This window comes from Streptomyces sp. NPDC043680, assembly GCF_056436685.1.
The window spans coordinates 327,495-346,372 of record NZ_JBWKCE010000002.1; the positions used below are offsets into that span (position 1 = coordinate 327,495).

Genomic DNA, 18,878 nt, shown 5'->3' on the forward strand with positions numbered 1-18,878 from the left:
CGGCGGCGCGTGCACTCCCGTACGACCCCGCCAGCCCGTACCAGGCAAGCCTCAGCCCGCAGAACGCCACCAGGACGGTGAACACCCAGATGCACATGAACAACCTCTCTCCCGCGAGCGGCCTCTACACCGGCGCGCCGCTGGACAACCGCTACGTCGTCCCGCGCTTCGTCGAGCGCACCTCGCAGGGCATCCGCGAGTACGACCCGTACGCGAAGCTCTTCGAGGAGCGCGTGATCTTCCTCGGCGTGCAGATCGACGACGCCTCCGCCAACGACGTCATGGCGCAGCTGCTGTGCCTGGAGTCGATGGACCCGGACCGCGACATCTCGATCTACATCAACAGCCCCGGCGGCTCCTTCACCGCGCTGACGGCCATCTACGACACGATGCAGTTCGTGAAGCCGGACATCCAGACGGTCTGCATGGGCCAGGCGGCCTCCGCCGCCGCGGTCCTGCTCGCCGCGGGCACCCCCGGCAAGCGCATGGCCCTGCCGAACGCCCGCGTGCTGATCCACCAGCCGTCCGGCGGCACCGGCCGCGAGCAGCTCTCCGACCTGGAGATCGCGGCCAACGAGATCCTGCGCATGCGCGACCAGCTGGAGACCATGCTGGCCAAGCACTCGACCACGCCGATCGAGAAGATCCGCGAGGACATCGAGCGCGACAAGATCCTGACGGCCGAGGACGCGCTCGCGTACGGCCTGATCGACCAGATCGTCTCGACCCGCAAGAGCAGCACGGTCTGATCCTTGCCGCCAGTTGGCGTGGGCACGCAGTCGCATTCAGCGATGTGAACCACGTCAAGGGGGCCCCGTACGGGGCCCCCGGCAAGGTACCGTCGGATATGAGGCACCAGGAGCCGCTGAACCAGGCGTCTCCCAGGCGAAGGGGAAGCACCTCGTGGCACGCATCGGTGACGGCGGCGACCTGCTCAAGTGCTCGTTCTGCGGAAAGAGCCAGAAGCAGGTGAAGAAGCTCATCGCAGGACCCGGTGTGTACATCTGCGACGAGTGCATCGACCTCTGCAACGAGATCATCGAGGAGGAGCTCGCCGAGACCTCCGAGGTCCGCTGGGAGGAACTCCCCAAGCCTCGTGAGATCTACGAGTTCCTGGAGAGCTACGTCGTCGGCCAGGAGCCGGCGAAGAAGGCGCTCTCGGTAGCGGTCTACAACCACTACAAGCGGGTCCAGGCGGGCGAGAACGGCGGCGCGCAGGGCCGCGACGACGCGATCGAACTCGCCAAGTCCAACATCCTGTTGCTGGGCCCGACGGGCTCCGGCAAGACGCTCCTCGCGCAGACGCTCGCCCGCATGCTGAACGTCCCGTTCGCCATCGCCGACGCGACGGCGTTGACGGAGGCCGGGTACGTCGGCGAGGACGTCGAGAACATCCTGCTCAAGCTGATCCAGGCGGCCGACTACGACGTCAAGAAGGCCGAGACCGGGATCATCTACATCGACGAGATCGACAAGGTCGCCCGCAAGAGCGAGAACCCGTCGATCACCCGCGATGTCTCGGGTGAGGGAGTCCAGCAGGCCCTGCTCAAGATCCTTGAGGGCACGACGGCCTCGGTGCCGCCGCAGGGCGGCCGCAAGCACCCGCACCAGGAGTTCATCCAGATCGACACGACGAACGTGCTCTTCATCGTGGGCGGCGCCTTCGCCGGCCTTGAGAAGATCATCGAGTCGCGCGCGGGCGCCAAGGGCATCGGCTTCGGGGCGACGATCCGCTCGAAGCGGGAGATCGAGGCGAGCGACCAGTTCCAGGAGGTCATGCCGGAGGACCTGGTGAAGTTCGGGATGATCCCCGAGTTCATCGGCCGTCTGCCCGTCATCACCTCGGTGCACAACCTCGACCGCGAGGCCCTGCTCCAGATCCTGATCGAGCCCCGCAACGCGCTGGTGAAGCAGTACCAGCGGCTGTTCGAACTCGACGGTGTCGAGCTGGACTTCGAGCGCGAGGCGCTGGAGGCCATCGCGGACCAGGCGATCCTCCGCCAGACGGGCGCGCGCGGCCTGCGCGCCATCATGGAGGAGGTCCTGATGTCGGTGATGTACGAGGTCCCGTCCCGCAAGGACGTGGCCCGCGTGGTCATCACGGCCGACGTGGTCCGCTCGAACGTCAACCCGACGCTGGTCCCCCGCATCGTCCCCAAGGACCAGGGCCCCCAGGAGAAGTCGGCGTAGCCGTCACGACGTACGCGAAGGGGCGCCCGGCCACCGGCCGGGCGCCCCTTGCGCGTTCCAGCGGCGTCGGTGCTACTTCTTGACGCGTGCCGTGTTGTAGAGCTTGGCCGCAAAGTCCGCGTTCTGCTCCAGGGTGTAGCCCTTCCCCCCGCTGAGGATGGCGCCCGCGTCAGAGGAACCGACCATGGTCACGGTGCTGTGGTCGCCCCAGATGCAGACCGGGAGCGTGAATTCCTTGGGGCCCTTGGCCGTGGTGCTCTTCATCGTGTACTTGGCTTCCTGGCACTTCAGCACGGCGCCCTTGAAGCCGGCCGGAGTGATCGCCTTGGGGCTTCCGATGAGCTCGACCGTCGTCTTGTCGCCCTCGTCGGCGTTCAGCTTGGCCGCGGCGAAGTATGCGTCCACCGCCTTCTCCGGGTCCGCTACGTCGCCGTACACGCCCGTGAAGTGCAGGGCCTTGACCGTCAGCGGGTTGCTGGGGTTCCCGGACTGGTAGTTCATGCTCACCTGGGCGGGGTTCTTGACGCCTGCCGCTTCAGCCTCTTTGCGGTCCTTGTCGCTGAACGGCTTCTCGACGAACTTCGGGTCCTTCTTGAAGTCGTCCACCGACTCCGGGGCGACCAGCTTGTAACCCTTGGTGTCCGCGGCCACCGAACCCGAGGCGCCGCCGCCCTGCGTGAAGTACCAGCCCGCGCCCGCGATCACCGCTACCGCGACGACCACGCCGATGACGATGCCGGCCTTCGACTTCTTCGGCGGCTGCGGCTGCATGCCGTACGGGGGCTGCGGGGGCATGCCCGGCTGCTGCTGGTAGCCGTAGGCCGGGGGCTGCTGGGGGTAGCCCTGCGGGGGGACGCCCGGCGGCGGCGGGGGCTGCTGCGGGTAACCGTAGCCGGGCTGCGGGGCGGGCTGCCCGTACGGCCCGGGCTGCGGGCCTCCGTACGGCCCCGGCTGCTGCGGCGGCTGGGCCCCGTACGGTCCCGGCTGGTTGTAGCTCATACCCGCGTCCCCCTTCAGAGATCCTTATGCGTTTCACACATCCTGTCGGAAGCCGAACGCCCCCAGGGCCCCGGGCCCCCCGATTACCGGTTTCATGACTGGACTGTTACGGCCCTAAACTGTGCCCCGTGACCGAGAACACGCAGACACCCAGCAGCCCCAACTCCGAACTGCCGACCCAGTACGCGCCGGCCGAGGTAGAGGGGAAGCTCTACGAGCGCTGGGTGGAGCGTGGGTACTTCACCGCCGATCCCGCGAGTGAGAAGCCCTCGTACACCATCGTCATCCCGCCGCCGAACGTCACCGGCTCCCTGCACCTGGGCCACGCCTTCCAGCACACGCTCATGGACGCCCTGACCCGCCGCAAGCGGATGCAGGGCTACGAGTCGCTGTGGCTGCCCGGCATGGACCACGCCGGTATCGCCACCCAGAACAAGGTCGAGCAGCAGCTCGCCGAGGAGGGCAAGTCCCGCCACGACCTCGGCCGTGAGGCGTTCGTCGAACGGGTCTGGCAGTGGAAGGAAGAGTACGGCGGCAAGATCCTCGGGCAGATGCGCCGCCTCGGCGACGGCGTCGACTGGTCGCGCGAGCGCTTCACCATGGACGAGGGCCTGTCCAAGGCCGTCCAGACGATCTTCAAGAAGCTCTACGACGACGGCCTGATCTACCGCGCCGAGCGCATCATCAACTGGTGCCCCCGCTGCCTGACGGCCATCTCCGACATCGAGGTGGAGTACCAGGAGGACGCCGGCGAGCTCGTCTCCATCCGCTACGGCGAGGGCGAGGACAGCCTGGTCGTCGCCACCACGCGCGCGGAGACGATGCTCGGTGACACCGCCGTCGCCGTCCACCCCGACGACGAGCGGTACAAGCACCTCGTCGGCAAGCAGATCAAGCTGCCGCTGACCGACCGGACCATCCCGGTCGTCGCCGACACCCACGTCGACCCGGAGTTCGGCACCGGCGCCGTCAAGGTGACCCCCGCGCACGACCCGAACGACTTCGCCATCGGCCAGCGCCACGGCCTGCCGTCGATGACGATCATGGACGAGCACGGTGTCATCACCGTCCACGGCCCCTTCCTCGGCCAGGACCGCTACGAGGCCCGCTCGGCCGTCGTCGGCGCGCTGCGCCAGCAGGGCCGGATCGTGGCCGAGAAGCGCCCGTACCTGCACTCCGTCGGACACTGCTCCCGCTGCAGCACCACCGTCGAGCCGCGCCTGTCGCTCCAGTGGTGGGTCAAGGTCGAGACGCTGGCCAAGGAGGCCGGCGACGCCGTCCGCGACGGCCGGGTCGCGATCCACCCCGAGGACATGTCGAAGCGCTACTTCGACTGGGTCGACAACCTCAACGACTGGTGCATTTCGCGCCAGCTGTGGTGGGGCCACCGCATCCCGGTCTGGTACGGCCCGGACGGCGAGGTCGTCTGCGTCGGACCGGACGACGAGGCGCCCACCGGCGAGGGCTGGACGCAGGACACCGACGTCCTCGACACCTGGTTCTCCTCCGGCCTGTGGCCGTTCTCCACGCTCGGCTGGCCGCAGCAGACCCCGGACCTGGAGAAGTTCTACTCCACCGACGTCCTGGTCACCGGCCACGACATCATCTTCTTCTGGGTCGCCCGGATGATGATGTTCGGCCTGTACGCGATGGACGGGCAGCCGCCCTTCAAGACGATCGCGCTGACCGGCCTGGTCCGCGACGAGCGCGGCAAGAAGATGTCGAAGTCCTTCGGCAACGTCGTCGACCCGCTGGACTGGATGGACAAGTACGGCTCCGACGCCGTCCGCTTCACCCTGGCCAAGGGCGCCAACCCCGGCACCGACGTCCCGATCGGCGAGGACTGGGTCCAGGCCTCCCGCAACTTCGCCAACAAGATCTGGAACGCCACGCGCTTCGCGCTGATGAACGGCGCCACCATCGAGGGCGAGCTGCCGGCCCCCGAGCAGATGTCGGCGACCGACCGCTGGATCCTGTCCCGCCTGAACAAGACGGTCACGCAGGTCGACGCGTACTACGAGGACTTCCAGTTCGCCAAGCTCAGCGAGGCGCTCTACCACTTCGCGTGGGACGAGGTCTTCGACTGGTACGTCGAGCTGTCGAAGACGACCTTCTTCGCGGGCGGCGAGCCGGCGAAGGTCTCCGGGCGGGTCCTCGGCGAGGTCCTCGACGTCATGCTGCGCCTGCTGCACCCGGTGGTCCCCTTCGTCACCGAGACGCTGTGGACCACCCTCACCGGCCGTGAGTCCCTCGTGGTCGCCGAGTGGCCGAAGGACAGCGGTTTCCGCGACGAGGCCGCCGAGACCGAGATCGAGAACCTCCAGGCCGTCGTGACCGAGGTCCGCCGCTTCCGCGCCGACCAGGGCCTGCAGCCGGGCCAGAAGGTCCCGGCCCGCCTGGACCTCGCCGGTACGGCGCTGGCCGCGCACGAGCCGGCCATCCGCCAGCTGCTGCGCCTCCAGCCGGAGGGCGAGGGCTTCAGCGCCACCGCCACCCTCCCGGTGGCCGGTGCCACGGTCGCGCTCGACCTGTCGGGCACCATCGACGTGGCCGCCGAGCGCAAGCGGCTCTCCAAGGACCTCACGGCCGCGGAGAAGGAGAAGCAGCAGGCCGAGGCGAAGCTGGGCAACGAGGCCTTCCTGGCCAAGGCCCCGGACAACGTCGTGGACAAGATCAAGGGCCGGCTGGCCAAGGCCGAGGCGGACATCGCCCGGATCACGGCGCAGCTGGACGCACTCCCCGCCGCATAACGCCACGCGCTTCCCCGCATGACAAACGGTGAAACCATCGGCCCCCGAGCCCCACGGCCCGGGGGCCGACGCGTAGGGTGACACCGGCCCCAGGGGTAGCCCGTGACGGGCAGGGGCCGCTGTCGGGAGAGGGGGGTCTCGAAGTGTTACGTCGCGAACTTAAGCGGCGCGATGTCCTCTGGGGAGCGGCGGCCACCGCGGCAACGGGCGGAGCCCTCGCCGGCGTGGCGGCCTACAGCACCTCGCGCGCGCCCGCCGCAGGACTCCAGAAGGACCTGCTGACGCGGGACCCCAAGGCCTCACGAGCCGCGCAGGCCGTGTACCGATTACTGGCCGGGCTGGAGGCGGACGCCCGGGCCGGCCGGCGCCGCGGCACCCTCATAGGCCAGCACGCCGAAGTGCACAACGAGCGGTACAACCCGGAGTACGGCGACCACACCGGTCCCAAGCCGCCCGGCTACTACTACCGCAAACCCCAGGACATCACCGGGAAGTTGCCGGCCTTCCTCGAACTGGACCTGGGCCCCGGATACCAGCAGGACGGCTGGGGCGTGGGTGAGGCCCGGGACTACTCGCGCGCCGCCTGGCCCGCCCGCCGCGAGTTCTGGACCTACACGAACGACGTCGTCGACCTCGCCCTGGGCGTGTGGCACGGACTGCCCCGCAAGGCCGACGGCTCGTACAACCCGACCGGCACCGAACTCCTCTGGAACGGCACGAAGACGACGCTCCCGACGAACGGGGGAGCGCCGGCCGGCCTGGTCGGGATGTCGTTCCACCAGCCGTGGCCGGGCAGCCCGGTCAAGAGCTACGACCAGACGCTGCGCCGCAACGCGCCCGCGGCGAAGGACCCGGGATGGATCGACCGGGTGCTCACCGCCGGTTCACCGGAGCACGCGGCGCTGCTGCTCGACCTGTCCTTCCTCGCGGACCACCTCGGCTACCTGGCCGCGTACGACGTACCCGTACTGCTGCGCCCGTACCACGAGATGAACGCGCTCGGCGGGGACCAGAACTTCTGGTGGGCGGGGCTGAAGCCCGCGCAGTACACGGCGCTGTGGAAGCTGCTCTACCACTACCTGGTCGGCTCCCGGGGGCTGCACAACCTCATCTTCGTCTGGGCCCCCGCGGCATGGGACGGCGTGCACGGCAGCGACCCCTGGGACTTCTACCCGGGAGCCGAGTACGTGGACGTGGTCGGCGTCGACGACTACAGCGGATCGCCGGAGAACCCCTTCGACTCCGTCGCGTGGACGGCGCGGTGGCACCAGGGACTCAAGGACTACGGCAAGCCGCGGATCCTCGCCGAGTCCTTCCACGTGCCGCTGGGCGCGGCGCAGCGCACCACCCTTGACCAGGCGCCCTGGGTGCTGTGGACCGTGTGGGGTGACGGACTGACGGCGAAGAACGCCCCGGCGGACGTGAAGCAGACCTACAACGACCCCAAGACCATCACGGGGGGCCGGGATTCCGGCCCCGCGGGAGTGCAATGGCTCGCCTTGCACGAGGGAAATCCGAATAGGAGTTGAAGTTGAGCATGTCAACGCCACGTCCCCACCGCGTGGCCGCCTTCGTGGCCATGGGGTGGGCGGGCATCCTGCTCCTCTGGGCCCTGTACAACTGCTTCTGGCAGGTCGGCGTCGCCGACTTCCTCCAGGGCATCGTCTACTACGGCACGGGTGACGGCTCCGGAACCGCCGAGACGTTCAACCTCAACTGGGGTGTCGTCTACGTGGCGGGCGGCCTGCTGGTCCTGCGGGGCAACAGCCTCGGCCGGGGCGTCGTCATCGGCGGCGCGGCCATCGAGGGCTACAACCGGGTGCGCAGCCTGACCGGTGCGCTGTTCGACGAGAAGCAGACCGACTACTTCACCTCCACCCTCCAGGGCGGTTTCAAGCTGGCGACCTTCGCCGCCGGCGTCCTCGTCACCGGCACCCTCATCGCGCTGCTGCTGCGGGACTTCGCCGCGTACGAGCCGTGGCAGCCGCCGGTGAACCCCTGGACCCAGCAGGCGCACGAGGCCCGGCAGGCCCACGAGCAGGCGCAGCGCGCGGCGGCGCAGCAGGCGCAGCAGTACCAGCAGCCGCAGCCGTCTTCGCCTCACGGGTTCGGGCCGGTGCCCGCCTACCCGGCCCAGCCCGGGCCGCAGCAGCTGCCGCAGACGGGCTACGCCCAACCCCAGCCCCAACCGCAGCTGCCGCAGACGGGCTACGCCCAACCCCAGCCCCAACCGCAGCAGCCGCAGACCGGCTACGCCCAGCCCCAGCCCCAGCCCCAGCCCCCGCAGCCCGGCTACGGCTCCGGTCCGTACGGCGGCCAGGCCCCCTGGCCGCAGCAGCCCCCGCCGCCCCAGCAGCCCTCTCAACCGTAGGAATCCAGAAGGACCCTGCCATGACCCTCGCTCCCTTACACGAGCACGCGGCGACCTCCCGCCGCGACCTGAAACTCGTCCAGCGCCATGCGGACTGGAAGCCCGGCGTGCCGGCCTTCCTGCTGCCCTTCCTGCTCCTCGCCGGCTTCGGCCTGTGGGCGTACGAGCCGAACCCGACCCCGCTGGGCTGGACGCTGTCGATCGTCTGGTCCCTGCCCGGCTTCGGCGTCATGGTCGGCCTCCAGGGTGCCCTGCTCATCCGCCGCCGGCTGCGCAAGGCGCACGAGATGGTCCCGCCGGCGCCCGTGGAGGAGGACTTCCTCGTCGTGCTGGTGCCGACCATCGGCCGCCACGACACGTACCCGGCCCTGGAGCGCTCGGTCCTCAGCTACGTGGACCACCTCCCCCCGTACTTCCCGCGGATGCGGGTCGACGTCCTCACGGAGGAGGGCTGCGAGGCGGCCGAGCGGATCGACGGCCTGGCCGAGACGAACCCCCTGATCCGCGTGGTCACGGTGCCCAAGGCGTACGAGACGGCGAACGGCACGCGCTTCAAGGCCCGCGCCAACCACTACGCGCACGAGCTGCGGATCGCGGAGGGCGAGGCCCTCGACGACGTGTGGGTGCTGCACATGGACGACGACACCGGCGTCGGCCCCGACACCGCCGCCTCCGTGGCCCAGTTCGTCAACCGCCAGCGGCGGGCCGGTGACGACGGCAAGCACATGGCGCAGGGCATCCTCGCCTACCCGCGCGAGAACGCCGTGAACCGCTTCACCTGGCTCGCCGACGCGGTCCGGCCCGCCGACGACATAGCCCGGTTCCGCGCCCTCACCGGACTCGGCACCCCGGTCGCCGGAGTACACGGGGAACTGCTCCTGCTCCGCGCCTCCGTCGAGGCGACCATCGGCTGGGACTTCGGCCCCAAGGCCATCGTCGAGGACGCCCAGCTGGCGCTGACGTTCTGCCGTATGTACCCGGGCCGCAGCGACTGGTTCAACGGCCGCTGCTACGGGGCCTCGCCCGCCACCACCAGGGACTTCATCAAGCAGCGCGAGCGCTGGGCCTGGGGCCTGGTCGCTCTCTGCTTCAACCGGACGGTGCCGTTCCGGTACCGCTGGTTCCTGCTGCTCTGCGTGGCCACCTGGGTCCTCGGGCCGCTCCAGCACGTGACGACCGTGCTCCTGGTGGCCTGGCTCATCGGCGACTTCAACACCTCACCCGTCGCGCAGACCGTCGTGATCATGTGGGCGCTCAACTTCGCCTACGTCATCTGGACGTACTGGGAGGGGCTGCGGCTCAACGCCATGGTCTCGGCGAACGGCAAGCGGCGCTGGTGGGAGCCGCTCGTCGTGCTCGCCCTCATCCCGCTGTTCTCGGTACTGGAAGGGCTGGGCGGCCTGCGCGGGCTGTTCAAGTTCCTCAAGCGCGAGGAGAACAAGTTCGTCGTCATCGCCAAGCCCGCGTGAGGAACCGAGACCCCGCCGTGAAGAACACGAAGAACGTGAAGACCGCGAAGAAGCGCTCCAAGGTCCCCCTGCTCGCCATCCTCCCCGTCACCGTGACCTCGCTGGTCATCGGGCTGCCGTTCGTGGTCGGCGACCACCCCCTGCGCTGGAGGGCCGGCTCCCTCACCCCGTCCCTGGTGTTGCACGGCTCCCCGGCCGAGAAGGGGAGCCGTACGCACGACACCGTCCTCGCGGACGGGAGCGGCGCCGCCCCGGAGGCAAGCGGCGCGGCTGCGGACGGGGGCACCCCCACCGGGCCCGCCCTGAAGGTGGACAAGCCGTGGAAGGCCGGCATGCCGGAGTGGGGCGTCCAGATCTTCTGGGAGGACACGAAGGAGCACGGCGACGCGTACGTCGAGAAGCAGGCGCGGGTGCAGGCCGACTACCTCGTCGGGCTGAAGGCCAACGCGGTCTCCGTCTCCTTCCCCTTCTACACGGAGGGCCGCACCTCGACGAAGCTCGCGGCCGGCCGTGGCACCCCGACCCCCGAGCGCCTCGACACGGTCCTGCGGGTCTTCCACGAGGCAGGGCTGCGCACCACCGTCCGGCCGACCCTGGACGAGGCGGCGCTCGTCCCACCGGAGGGCTGGCGCGGAAACATCACGCCGACCGACAAGGCGGCCTGGTTCGCCTCCTACGAGGCCCTGCTCGGCCCTTACCTCGACGTGGCCCAGCGCCGGCAGGCGGCGACCTTCGTGATCGGGACCGAGCTGAACTCCATGGAGGGGCACCCGGGCTGGAAGGACCTGATCGCGCAGGCCGAGAAGCGGTTCAAGGGCGAGGTGTCCTACGACGCGAACTGGGACAACTACGTGAACGGCCGCATCGCCGTCCCCGTCACACGGCTCGGCGTGGACGCCTACTTCCCCGTCAAGGCCGCCGACGACGCACCCGTCGAGGAGCTCGTCGCCGGCTGGGACACCTGGCTCGACAAGAAGAGCAAGGGAGCCCTCCCGCGGATCGTGCTCTCCGAGGCGGGCATCAGCGCGATGGACGGCGCCTACCGGGCACCCGGCGACTTCTACGCGAAGCGCCGGGTCAACCCGGCCGTGCAGGCGAACTGGTACAAAGCGGTCTGCCAGGTCGTCCGGGAACGGAAGATGGCCGGCGTCTACTGGTGGTCGGTCTCCTTCGGAGCCGACCCCAAGGCCGCGCCCAAGGAGCACGACTCGCGCCTCAACTTCGCGGGACGCCCGGACAGCGAGCGCGAGATCCGGGCCTGCTTCGGCTCCGACTACCCGGGACCGGGCACCGCCGCGGCGCCCTGATGCCGATCACGTCCACCGGATGGGGCGGGAGTGCTCCGGGCGCCGGACCGGCCGGGTTCGAAGTCTCCCCGCCCCTCGTCCGTAGACTGGGCTCGTGAGTGAGCAGCAGCCCGAGAGCCCCGACCGAGACGACCACGACGGCACCGCCGAATTGTTCGACCGGATCGTGGCGGAAGAGTCCGACCGCGATCCCGACCTGGCGGTGATCGAGGCCGGCAGCCGTACCCTGCGCGCCCAGGCCGGCCCGCCCCAGGGCGACCCGGTACCGTCCCAGCCCGTCGACCCGGAGGCGGCGCAGGCGCTGCAGGAGGTGGAGCAGGAGCTCGCCACCCGGTGGGGCGAGACCAAGCTGGAGCCGTCCGTCAGCCGGATCGCCGCGCTGATGGACGTCCTGGGCGAGCCGCAGCGCGCGTACCCCTCCATCCACATCACCGGCACCAACGGCAAGACCAGCACCGCCCGCATGATCGAGGCCCTGCTGGGCGCCTTCGACCTGCGCACCGGCCGCTACACCAGCCCGCACGTGCAGTCGGTCACCGAGCGGATCAGCCTGGACGGGGCGCCGATCAGCGCCGAGCGGTTCGTCGAGACGTACCACGACATCAAGCCGTACGTGGAGATGGTCGACGCCGCCGAGGAGTACCGGCTGTCCTTCTTCGAGGTGCTCACCGGGATGGCGTACGCGGCCTTCGCGGACGCCCCGGTCGACGCGGCCGTCGTCGAGGTCGGCATGGGCGGCGCCTGGGACGCCACCAACGTGATCGACGGCTCGGTCGCGGTGGTCACCCCGATCAGCCTGGACCACACCGACCGGCTGGGCTCCACGCCCGGCGAGATCGCCCGGGAGAAGGGCGGCATCATCAAGCAGGACGCCACCGTGATCCTCGCGCAGCAGCCGGTGGACGCGGCGCAGGTGCTGCTGAAGAAGGCCGTCGAGGTCGATGCGACCGTGGCCCGCGAGGGCATGGAGTTCGGGGTCGTCTCGCGCGAGGTGGCGGTCGGCGGCCAGATGCTGACGCTGCGCGGCATGGGCGGCGAGTACGAGGGCATCTTCCTGCCGCTGTACGGCGCCCACATGGCGCACAACGCGGCGGTGGCCCTCGCGGCGGTCGAGGCCTTCTTCGGCGTCGGCGCGGAGCAGTCCCGGGAGCTGGACGTGGACACCGTGCGCAGCGCCTTCGCCTCGGTGACCTCGCCGGGCCGGATGGAGGTCGTACGCCGCAGCCCGACGGTGATCCTGGACGCGGCGCACAATCCGGCGGGCGCGCAGGTGACGGCGGAGGCGGTGACCGAGGCGTTCGGCTTCAGCCGGCTGATCGGGGTCGTCGGCGCGAGCGACGACAAGGACGTGCGCGGGGTCTTCGAGGCCTTCGAGCCGATCTTCGCGGAGGTCGTGGTGACGGAGAACTCCAGTCACCGGGCGATGCCCGCCGACGAGCTGGCGGCCATCGCGGTCGAGGTCTTCGGCGCGGAGCGGGTGCAGGTGGAGCCGCGGCTGGACGACGCCCTGGAGGCGGCGATCACCCTGGCGGAGGAAGAGGCCGAATACGGAGGGGCCGGGGTCCTGGTGACCGGTTCCGTGATCACGGTGGGCGAGGCCCGCCTGCTGCTGAAGAGGGGCTGAGGATGCGCACGCTGTGTGCTTCGACGCTGATCGGCGAGTTCTTCGTGATCGGCTTCGCCGGCTTGGTGGCCATGAAGAACCCCGACCTGACCCAGGCCGCGGTCTGGACGGTGTGCGGGGTCGCCATGCTGCTGTCGGTGCTGCTGTGCGGGATGCTGTCGCGCCCGGGCGCGGTGCAGATCGGCTGGGCGCTGCAGATCGGGCTGATCGCCAGCGGCTTCGTGGTCCCGACGATGTTCTTCCTCGGGGTCGTGTTCGCCGCCCTGTGGTGGTGCTCGGTGCACTACGGCCGCAAGGTCGACACCCTCAAGGCCCGACGGGCCGCGCAGGCCGAGGCGTAGTCGGCCCGGACCGCCCGGCGGCCCCGCGGGCGGTCCGGGCGGCGCACAGGGGCGCGACCGGCCCCCTGTAGCCTCTTAGGACCGCACCCGTATGCCGCAAGGAGCCACAACATGACCCAGCGCACTCTCGTCATCCTCAAGCCGGACGCCGTCCGTCGCGGCTTGGTGGGCGAGATCATCGGCCGTATCGAGCGCAAGGCCGGCTGGAGCATCCCCGCGCTGGAACTGCGCACGCTCGGCCGTGAGCTCCTGGAGCAGCACTACGCCGAGCACGTCGGCCGCCCGTTCTACGAGCCCCTCATGGGCTTCATGGCCGGCGGTCCCGTCGTCGTCCTCGTCGTCGAAGGGGAACGCGTGATCGAGGGTGTCCGCCAGCTGGCCGGGCCCACTGACCCGATTGCCGCGGCGCCCGGCTCCATCCGGGGTGACTTCGGCACCGTCACCCGGGAGAACCTGATCCACGCCTCGGACTCCGAGGAGTCCGCGGAGCGGGAGCTGAAGCTGTTCTTCCCCGCCCTCTGATGAGTCCTTCCTGACGCAACATCAGCCGAATAGCGCTCACGACCTGGGGCGACCGAAGTAATTTCGGTCGCCCTCCGGTATTACCGGACGGTTCGGGGAACGCATGTGCAGGACACGACGTCACCACTAAGGGGGCGGGTATCCGTTCCGGCGGGATTGCCGGAGTCCCGTCGCGCGATGTCCGCACCTGCGGCACTACGATGGGGCCTCCACCCACACACCCACCTCGCCGACCTGACAGCAGCCGCTATCAACTGGAAGGCCAGACGCTCCTCATGGGGAACAAGGGGAACAACATGTCGTTCATCGGCCGTGACATGGCGATCGACCTCGGGACCGCCAACACGCTGGTGTACGTGAGGGGCCGGGGGATCGTCCTGAACGAGCCGTCCGTGGTCGCCATCAACACGAACACCGGCGGCATCCTGGCGGTCGGCTCCGAGGCGAAGAAGATGATCGGCCGGACGCCCGGCAACATCGTCGCCGTCAGGCCCCTCAAGGACGGCGTCATCGCCGACTTCGAGATCACCGAGCGTATGCTCCGGTACTTCATCCTCAAGATCCACAAGCGCCGCTACCTCGCCCGCCCGCGCGTGGTCGTCTGTGTCCCCTCCGGCATCACGGGGGTGGAGCGCCGCGCCGTCATCGAGGCGTCCACGCAGGCCGGCGCCCGCCAGGTGCACATCATCGAGGAGCCCATGGCGGCCGCCATCGGCTCCGGCCTGCCCGTCCACGAGGCCACCGGCAACATGGTCGTGGACATCGGCGGCGGCACCACCGAGGTCGCCGTCATCTCCCTCGGCGGAATCGTCACGGCGCAGTCCATCCGGGTGGCCGGCGACGAGCTCGACAACGCGATCATCCAGCACATCAAGAAGGAGTACAGCCTCCTCCTCGGTGAGCGGACCGCCGAGCAGATCAAGATCACCATCGGGTCGGCGTACGACCTCGACAAGGACGAGCACACCGAGATCCGCGGCCGCGACCTCGTCTCCGGACTGCCCAAGACGGTCGTCATCTCGGCCGCCGAGGTCCGCAAGGCCATCGAGGAGCCGGTCAACGCCATCGTCGACGCGGTCAAGACCACCCTCGACAAGTGCCCGCCGGAGCTCTCCGGCGACATCATGGACCGCGGCATCGTCCTGACCGGCGGCGGCGCCCTGCTGCGCGGCCTCGACGAGCGGCTGCGGCGCGAGACGGGCATGCCGATCCACATCGCGGAGGACCCCCTCGACTCCGTCGCGCTCGGCTCCGGCAAGTGCGTGGAGGAGTTCGAGGCACTCCAGCAGGTCCTGGACGCCCAGCCCCGGCGCTGACACAGACCCCCTCCCGGGGGCCATGCGGAACACAATGATCCGCCGTACGGGTGCTGCCGCGCCCGTGCGGCGGATCGTTGATATACAGACAAAGAAAATTCCGACGAGGAAGGCACGGCCGCCGCACGTGAGGGACACACGAGAAAGCCGGCTGCTCCTGGTGCTCATGATCGCCATCGCGTTCGCGTTGATCACGGTGGACATCAGAGCGGGCGAGGAGTCTCCGGTCGACGGTGCCCGGCAGGCCGCCGCCGCGGTCTTCGGTCCGGTCGAGAAGGGCGTCGCGACCGCCGTGGATCCGGTCGCCAACGCCATAGGGGCCGTACGGGACTCCGGCGAGCGCCACAACCGCATCGCGGTGCTGGAGCGCGAGAACGCCGCCCTGAAGGCCAAGCTGGGCAGCGAGGACCAGACCCGCAGCCGGATCCGCGAGCTCGACGAGATGCTCAAACGGGCCGGCGCCGGACAGTACGGCATCAAGGGCGCCGAGGTCATCGCGATAGGAGCGGCCCAGGGCTTCTCCTGGACCGTCACCATCGACGCGGGCAGCAAGGACGGCATCGAGCGCGACATGACCGTCCTCAACGGGGACGGACTCGTCGGCCGGGTCGCCACGGTCGGCCCCGACACCGCCACGGTCGTCCTCGCCAACGACCCCGACTTCACCGTCGGCACCCGCTTGGAGAAGACCGGCGAGCTCGGCTTCGCGACCGGCCAGGGCGACCGCGCGCTGTCCGTCCAGATGCTCAACGGCAAGGCCAAGGTCAGCCCCGGCGACCGGCTCGTCACCTTCGGCTCCCGCGGGAACAAGCCCTTCGTGCCCGGCGTCCCGATCGGCGAGGTGGTCAAGGTCGAGCCCTCGCGCGGCGACCTGACCCGTACGGTCTGGGTCCGCCCGTTCGTCGGCTTCTCCCGCCTGGACATCGTCGGCGTCGTGGTGATGCCGCCGCGCGAGGATCCGCGCGACGCCGTCCTGCCACCCAAGCCCCAGGTCCAGCCGACCCCGACGGTCACCGTCACGGTCACGCCGTCCCCGTCCGCCAGTGTGCCCGGCAAGCCGGCCGACGAGTAGGAGCCGCCCCCCATGCGCTTCAACCGGATCCTCCTCGCGTCCACCCTCGTGGTGGTCGCCCTCGTCATCCAGGTCACCGTGCTCGGCCGGCTGCAACTGCCCGGCGCGGTACCCGACCTGGTGCTGCTGACCGTCGTCGCCCTCGCACTCGTGTACGGGCACCTCAGCGGCGCCCTCATCGGCTTCGCCGCCGGACTCCTCGCCGACCTGGCCCCGCCCGCCGACCACGCCGCCGGGCGCTACGCGCTCGTCCTGTGCGTCATCGGCTACGTCGCCGGCCTGGTACGCCCCGACTCCGGGCGGTTCCGCTCCGCCTGGGGCCCCCTGCTGACCGTCGTCGGCGCCGCGATCGGCTCCACGCTGCTCTACGCCGGTGTGGGCGCCCTCGTCGGCGACACGGCCGCCCGCCATGTGGGCCTGACCGGCCTGCTGTTCACCGCGACCCTCTACGACCTGCTGCTCGCGCCGTTCACCGTGCCGTTCATCATGGCGCTGGCCCGGCGCGCCGAGAACGACCCGATGGCCGTGGAGGGGAACGGCGGGCCGGCCACGGGCACCGACGTGTCCGCCGGCTGGCTCGCCGGCGGCACGGGTCTGCGGATCGGCAGCCAGCGGGGCGGCCTGCGCCTCATGACCTCTCGCAACCGCGCCAACAAGGCCGTCCGGATAAAGGGCGTCAAGGCCGTGAAGAGCGTGAAGAGCGTCAAGAAGTTGTGAGAGGCGAGCGCCCGTGAGCAACATCCCCGAGACCGGCCGCACCTCCCGGGTGCAGATCCGGCTGGTGATCATCCAGGTGCTCGTCGTCTCCTTCCTGTGCACCCTCGGCGGGCGCCTGTGGTACCTCCAGATCCGCAACGGCGCGGAGTACTACCACGAGGCCAAGAGCAACCACGTCCAGCAGGTCGTCCAGCCCGCCGTGCGCGGCTCGATCCTGGACGCCCGCGGGGTCCCGCTGGCCGACAACGAGACCCGTCTCGTCGTCTCGGCCAGCCGTACGGCGCTGATGAAGATGAAGGACAAGGGCAAGGACGTCCTGACCCGGCTCTCCGGGGTGCTGGACATGAAGCCCCAAGAGGTCATGGAGAAGGTCCGCATCTGCGACTCCAAGACCCCCAAACCGTGCTGGAACGGCTCGCCCTACCAGCCGATCCCGGTCACCGCAGAGGCCACCACCCAGCAGGCCCTGCAGATCCGCGAACGCCCGGAGGAGTTCCCCGGCATCACCGCCGAGCCCACCGCCGTACGCCGCTACCCGGCCCCCGGCGGCGCCAACACCGGCCAGGTGCTCGGCTACCTCTCCCCGGTCACCGACGACGAGATCCAGAAGGCCAAGAACACCAACTCCCCGCTGCTGCGCTCCGACCAGGTGGGCCGCTTCGGACTGGAGCGGACCTACGACCGGGTGCTGCGCGGCAAGTCCGGGGTCACCCGCTACGAGGTGGACAACCTCGGCCGGGTCATGGGCGAGGCCAAGAACGACCCGGGGATCCCCGGGGCCCACCTCGTCACCAGCATCGACGCCCGCGTCCAGGGCGTCGCCGAGTACGAGCTGAACGCGGCGATGGTCGAGGCCCGCAAGCAGATCGACCGCAACACCGGCGTCCCGTACAAGGCCGACGCGGGAGCGGTCGTCGTCCTGGAGTCCAAGACCGGCCGCGTCGTCGCCATGGCCTCCAACCCCACCTACGACCCGAACGTCTGGGTCGGCGGGATCTCCGGCAAGGACTACGCCAAACTCACCGCCAAGGAGTCCAACGTCCCGCTGATGAACCGGGCGATCCAGGGGCAGGCGGCCCCCGGCTCCATCTTCAAGGTCATCCCGACCACCGCCGCGGTCAACGCCGGGTACAAGTTCGACGGCGACTACCCCTGCCCGAGCTCGTACTCCATCGGCGGCCAGGTCTTCAAGAACTTCGAGTCCCAGGGCCACGGCAGCATCACCCTCGGCAAGGCCCTCGAAGTCTCCTGCGACACCGTCTTCTACGCCCTCGCCCACCAGCAGTGGATCAAGGACGGCGGGCTCAAGCCGGTGAAGAACCCGGGCGACATCTTCTTCAAGACCGCCCACAAGTTCGGCCTCGGCGCCGAGACGGGCGTCGACCTGCCCGGCGAGGAGAAGGGCCGCGTCCCCGACCGCCAGTGGAAGCAGCGCTTCTGGAAGGCCAACAAGGACAGCTGGTGCAAGACCGGCAAGAAGGGCGGCACCTACCTGGAGCTGCTCGCCTACGAGAACTGCCTGGAGGGCAACCTCCTGCGCGCCGGTGACGCCGTCAACTACTCCATCGGGCAGGGCGACACCCTCGTCACCCCGATCCAGATGGCCACCATCTACGCCGCCATCTGCAACGGCGGCACCATGTGGAACCCGACCATCGGCAAGGCCGTCATCAGCGCCGACGGCAAGCACATCGATCCCATCATGCCCAAGGCCCACGGGAAGCTGCCGCTGGACGAGCGCACCCGGCAGCAGATCGTCGCGGCCCTGGAGGGCGTCGCCACCCGCGGTACCGCCGCCTGGCGCTTCGGCGGCTGGCCGCAGGAGCAGATCCCCATGCACGCCAAGACCGGTACCGCCGAGGTCTACGGCAAGCAGACCACGTCCTGGTTCGCCACCTTCACCGACGACTACACGATCGTGATGACGATCTCCCAGGGCGGTACCGGCTCCGGTGCCTCGGGACCCGCCGTGCGCAACATCTACAACGCCATCTACGGTCTCGACATGGCCGGCAAACAGGACGTCACCAAGGCCTTGCTGCTCAAGCCGGAGGCGAAGCTGCCCACCATCCAGCCCGACGGATCCATCGCCTCCCCCGAAATCAAGCCGTACGTGCCCCCGTCCCCCGAGGAAGCGGCCCCGCCGCTGGCCGGCCCCCCCGCCCCCGCCCCGCCCACCGCGCGGCAGGACTGAGCAGGA

At 69.8% G+C, this 18,878-nt stretch carries 15 protein-coding genes; 14 read left to right on the forward strand and 1 reads right to left on the reverse strand.

Annotation, left to right across the window (positions count from 1 at the left end; all coding sequences use genetic code 11):
- The first annotated feature begins 95 nt into the window (after positions 1-95).
- Entirely contained in the window at positions 96-749 is a 654-nt protein-coding gene (locus AC0666_RS04875; protein ID WP_468582991.1) for an ATP-dependent Clp protease proteolytic subunit, read from the forward strand.
- 154 nt (positions 750-903) lie between these two features.
- Positions 904-2,190 (forward strand): ATP-dependent Clp protease ATP-binding subunit ClpX, encoded by a 1,287-nt coding sequence (gene clpX / locus AC0666_RS04880; RefSeq protein WP_048479338.1) that lies wholly within the window; start codon positions 904-906, stop codon positions 2,188-2,190.
- A 72-nt stretch (positions 2,191-2,262) separates the two neighbouring features.
- Here clpX and AC0666_RS04885 read toward each other — a convergent pair whose 3' ends face one another.
- On the reverse strand, positions 2,263-3,189 hold the full coding sequence (locus tag AC0666_RS04885) for a hypothetical protein (RefSeq protein WP_468967952.1): 927 nt from the start codon (positions 3,187-3,189) through the stop codon (positions 2,263-2,265).
- 128 nt (positions 3,190-3,317) lie between these two features.
- Between AC0666_RS04885 and AC0666_RS04890 the strand changes: the two genes are divergently transcribed.
- The 12 genes from AC0666_RS04890 (at position 3,318) to mrdA (ending at position 18,872) form a co-directional block, all read left to right on the forward strand.
- Positions 3,318-5,939 carry a valine--tRNA ligase gene (locus AC0666_RS04890; protein WP_478707102.1) on the forward strand — a complete coding sequence of 874 codons (2,622 nt, stop codon included), beginning with the start codon at positions 3,318-3,320 and terminating at the stop codon, positions 5,937-5,939.
- Between the two features lie 224 nt (positions 5,940-6,163).
- The gene (locus AC0666_RS04895; RefSeq protein WP_478707103.1) at positions 6,164-7,468 is read left to right on the forward strand and encodes a glycoside hydrolase family 26 protein; all 1,305 of its coding nucleotides are present in this window, start codon (positions 6,164-6,166) and stop codon (positions 7,466-7,468) included.
- An 8-nt stretch (positions 7,469-7,476) separates the two neighbouring features.
- A complete protein-coding gene (locus AC0666_RS04900; protein ID WP_478707104.1) occupies positions 7,477-8,310 on the forward strand; it encodes a hypothetical protein in 834 nt (277 codons plus the stop codon).
- Between the two features lie 20 nt (positions 8,311-8,330).
- Complete coding sequence (locus AC0666_RS04905; protein ID WP_468967944.1) at positions 8,331-9,779, forward strand: glycosyltransferase family 2 protein; 1,449 nt, start codon at positions 8,331-8,333, stop codon at positions 9,777-9,779.
- A 17-nt stretch (positions 9,780-9,796) separates the two neighbouring features.
- Positions 9,797-11,086, forward strand: coding sequence for a glycoside hydrolase family 113 (locus AC0666_RS04910; protein ID WP_478707105.1), 1,290 nt, complete (start codon positions 9,797-9,799; stop codon positions 11,084-11,086).
- Between the two features lie 94 nt (positions 11,087-11,180).
- On the forward strand, positions 11,181-12,710 hold the full coding sequence (gene folC, locus AC0666_RS04915; RefSeq protein ID WP_478707106.1) for a bifunctional tetrahydrofolate synthase/dihydrofolate synthase: 1,530 nt from the start codon (positions 11,181-11,183) through the stop codon (positions 12,708-12,710).
- Positions 12,711-12,712: 2 nt separating this feature from the next.
- Positions 12,713-13,051: a DUF4233 domain-containing protein gene (locus AC0666_RS04920; RefSeq protein WP_468583001.1), complete on the forward strand. Its 339-nt coding sequence runs from the start codon at positions 12,713-12,715 to the stop codon at positions 13,049-13,051.
- Between the two features lie 111 nt (positions 13,052-13,162).
- Positions 13,163-13,573 (forward strand): nucleoside-diphosphate kinase, encoded by a 411-nt coding sequence (gene ndk / locus AC0666_RS04925; protein ID WP_361723534.1) that lies wholly within the window; start codon positions 13,163-13,165, stop codon positions 13,571-13,573.
- A gap of 296 nt (positions 13,574-13,869) precedes the next feature.
- Positions 13,870-14,889 (forward strand): rod shape-determining protein, encoded by a 1,020-nt coding sequence (locus AC0666_RS04930; RefSeq protein WP_008738981.1) that lies wholly within the window; start codon positions 13,870-13,872, stop codon positions 14,887-14,889.
- 127 nt (positions 14,890-15,016) lie between these two features.
- Entirely contained in the window at positions 15,017-15,961 is a 945-nt protein-coding gene (gene mreC / locus AC0666_RS04935; RefSeq protein WP_468583002.1) for a rod shape-determining protein MreC, read from the forward strand.
- A 12-nt stretch (positions 15,962-15,973) separates the two neighbouring features.
- On the forward strand, positions 15,974-16,678 hold the full coding sequence (gene mreD / locus AC0666_RS04940; RefSeq protein ID WP_468967934.1) for a rod shape-determining protein MreD: 705 nt from the start codon (positions 15,974-15,976) through the stop codon (positions 16,676-16,678).
- 13 nt (positions 16,679-16,691) lie between these two features.
- The gene (gene mrdA, locus AC0666_RS04945) at positions 16,692-18,872 is read left to right on the forward strand and encodes a penicillin-binding protein 2 (RefSeq protein ID WP_468967931.1); all 2,181 of its coding nucleotides are present in this window, start codon (positions 16,692-16,694) and stop codon (positions 18,870-18,872) included.
- Positions 18,873-18,878 lie beyond the last annotated feature (6 nt).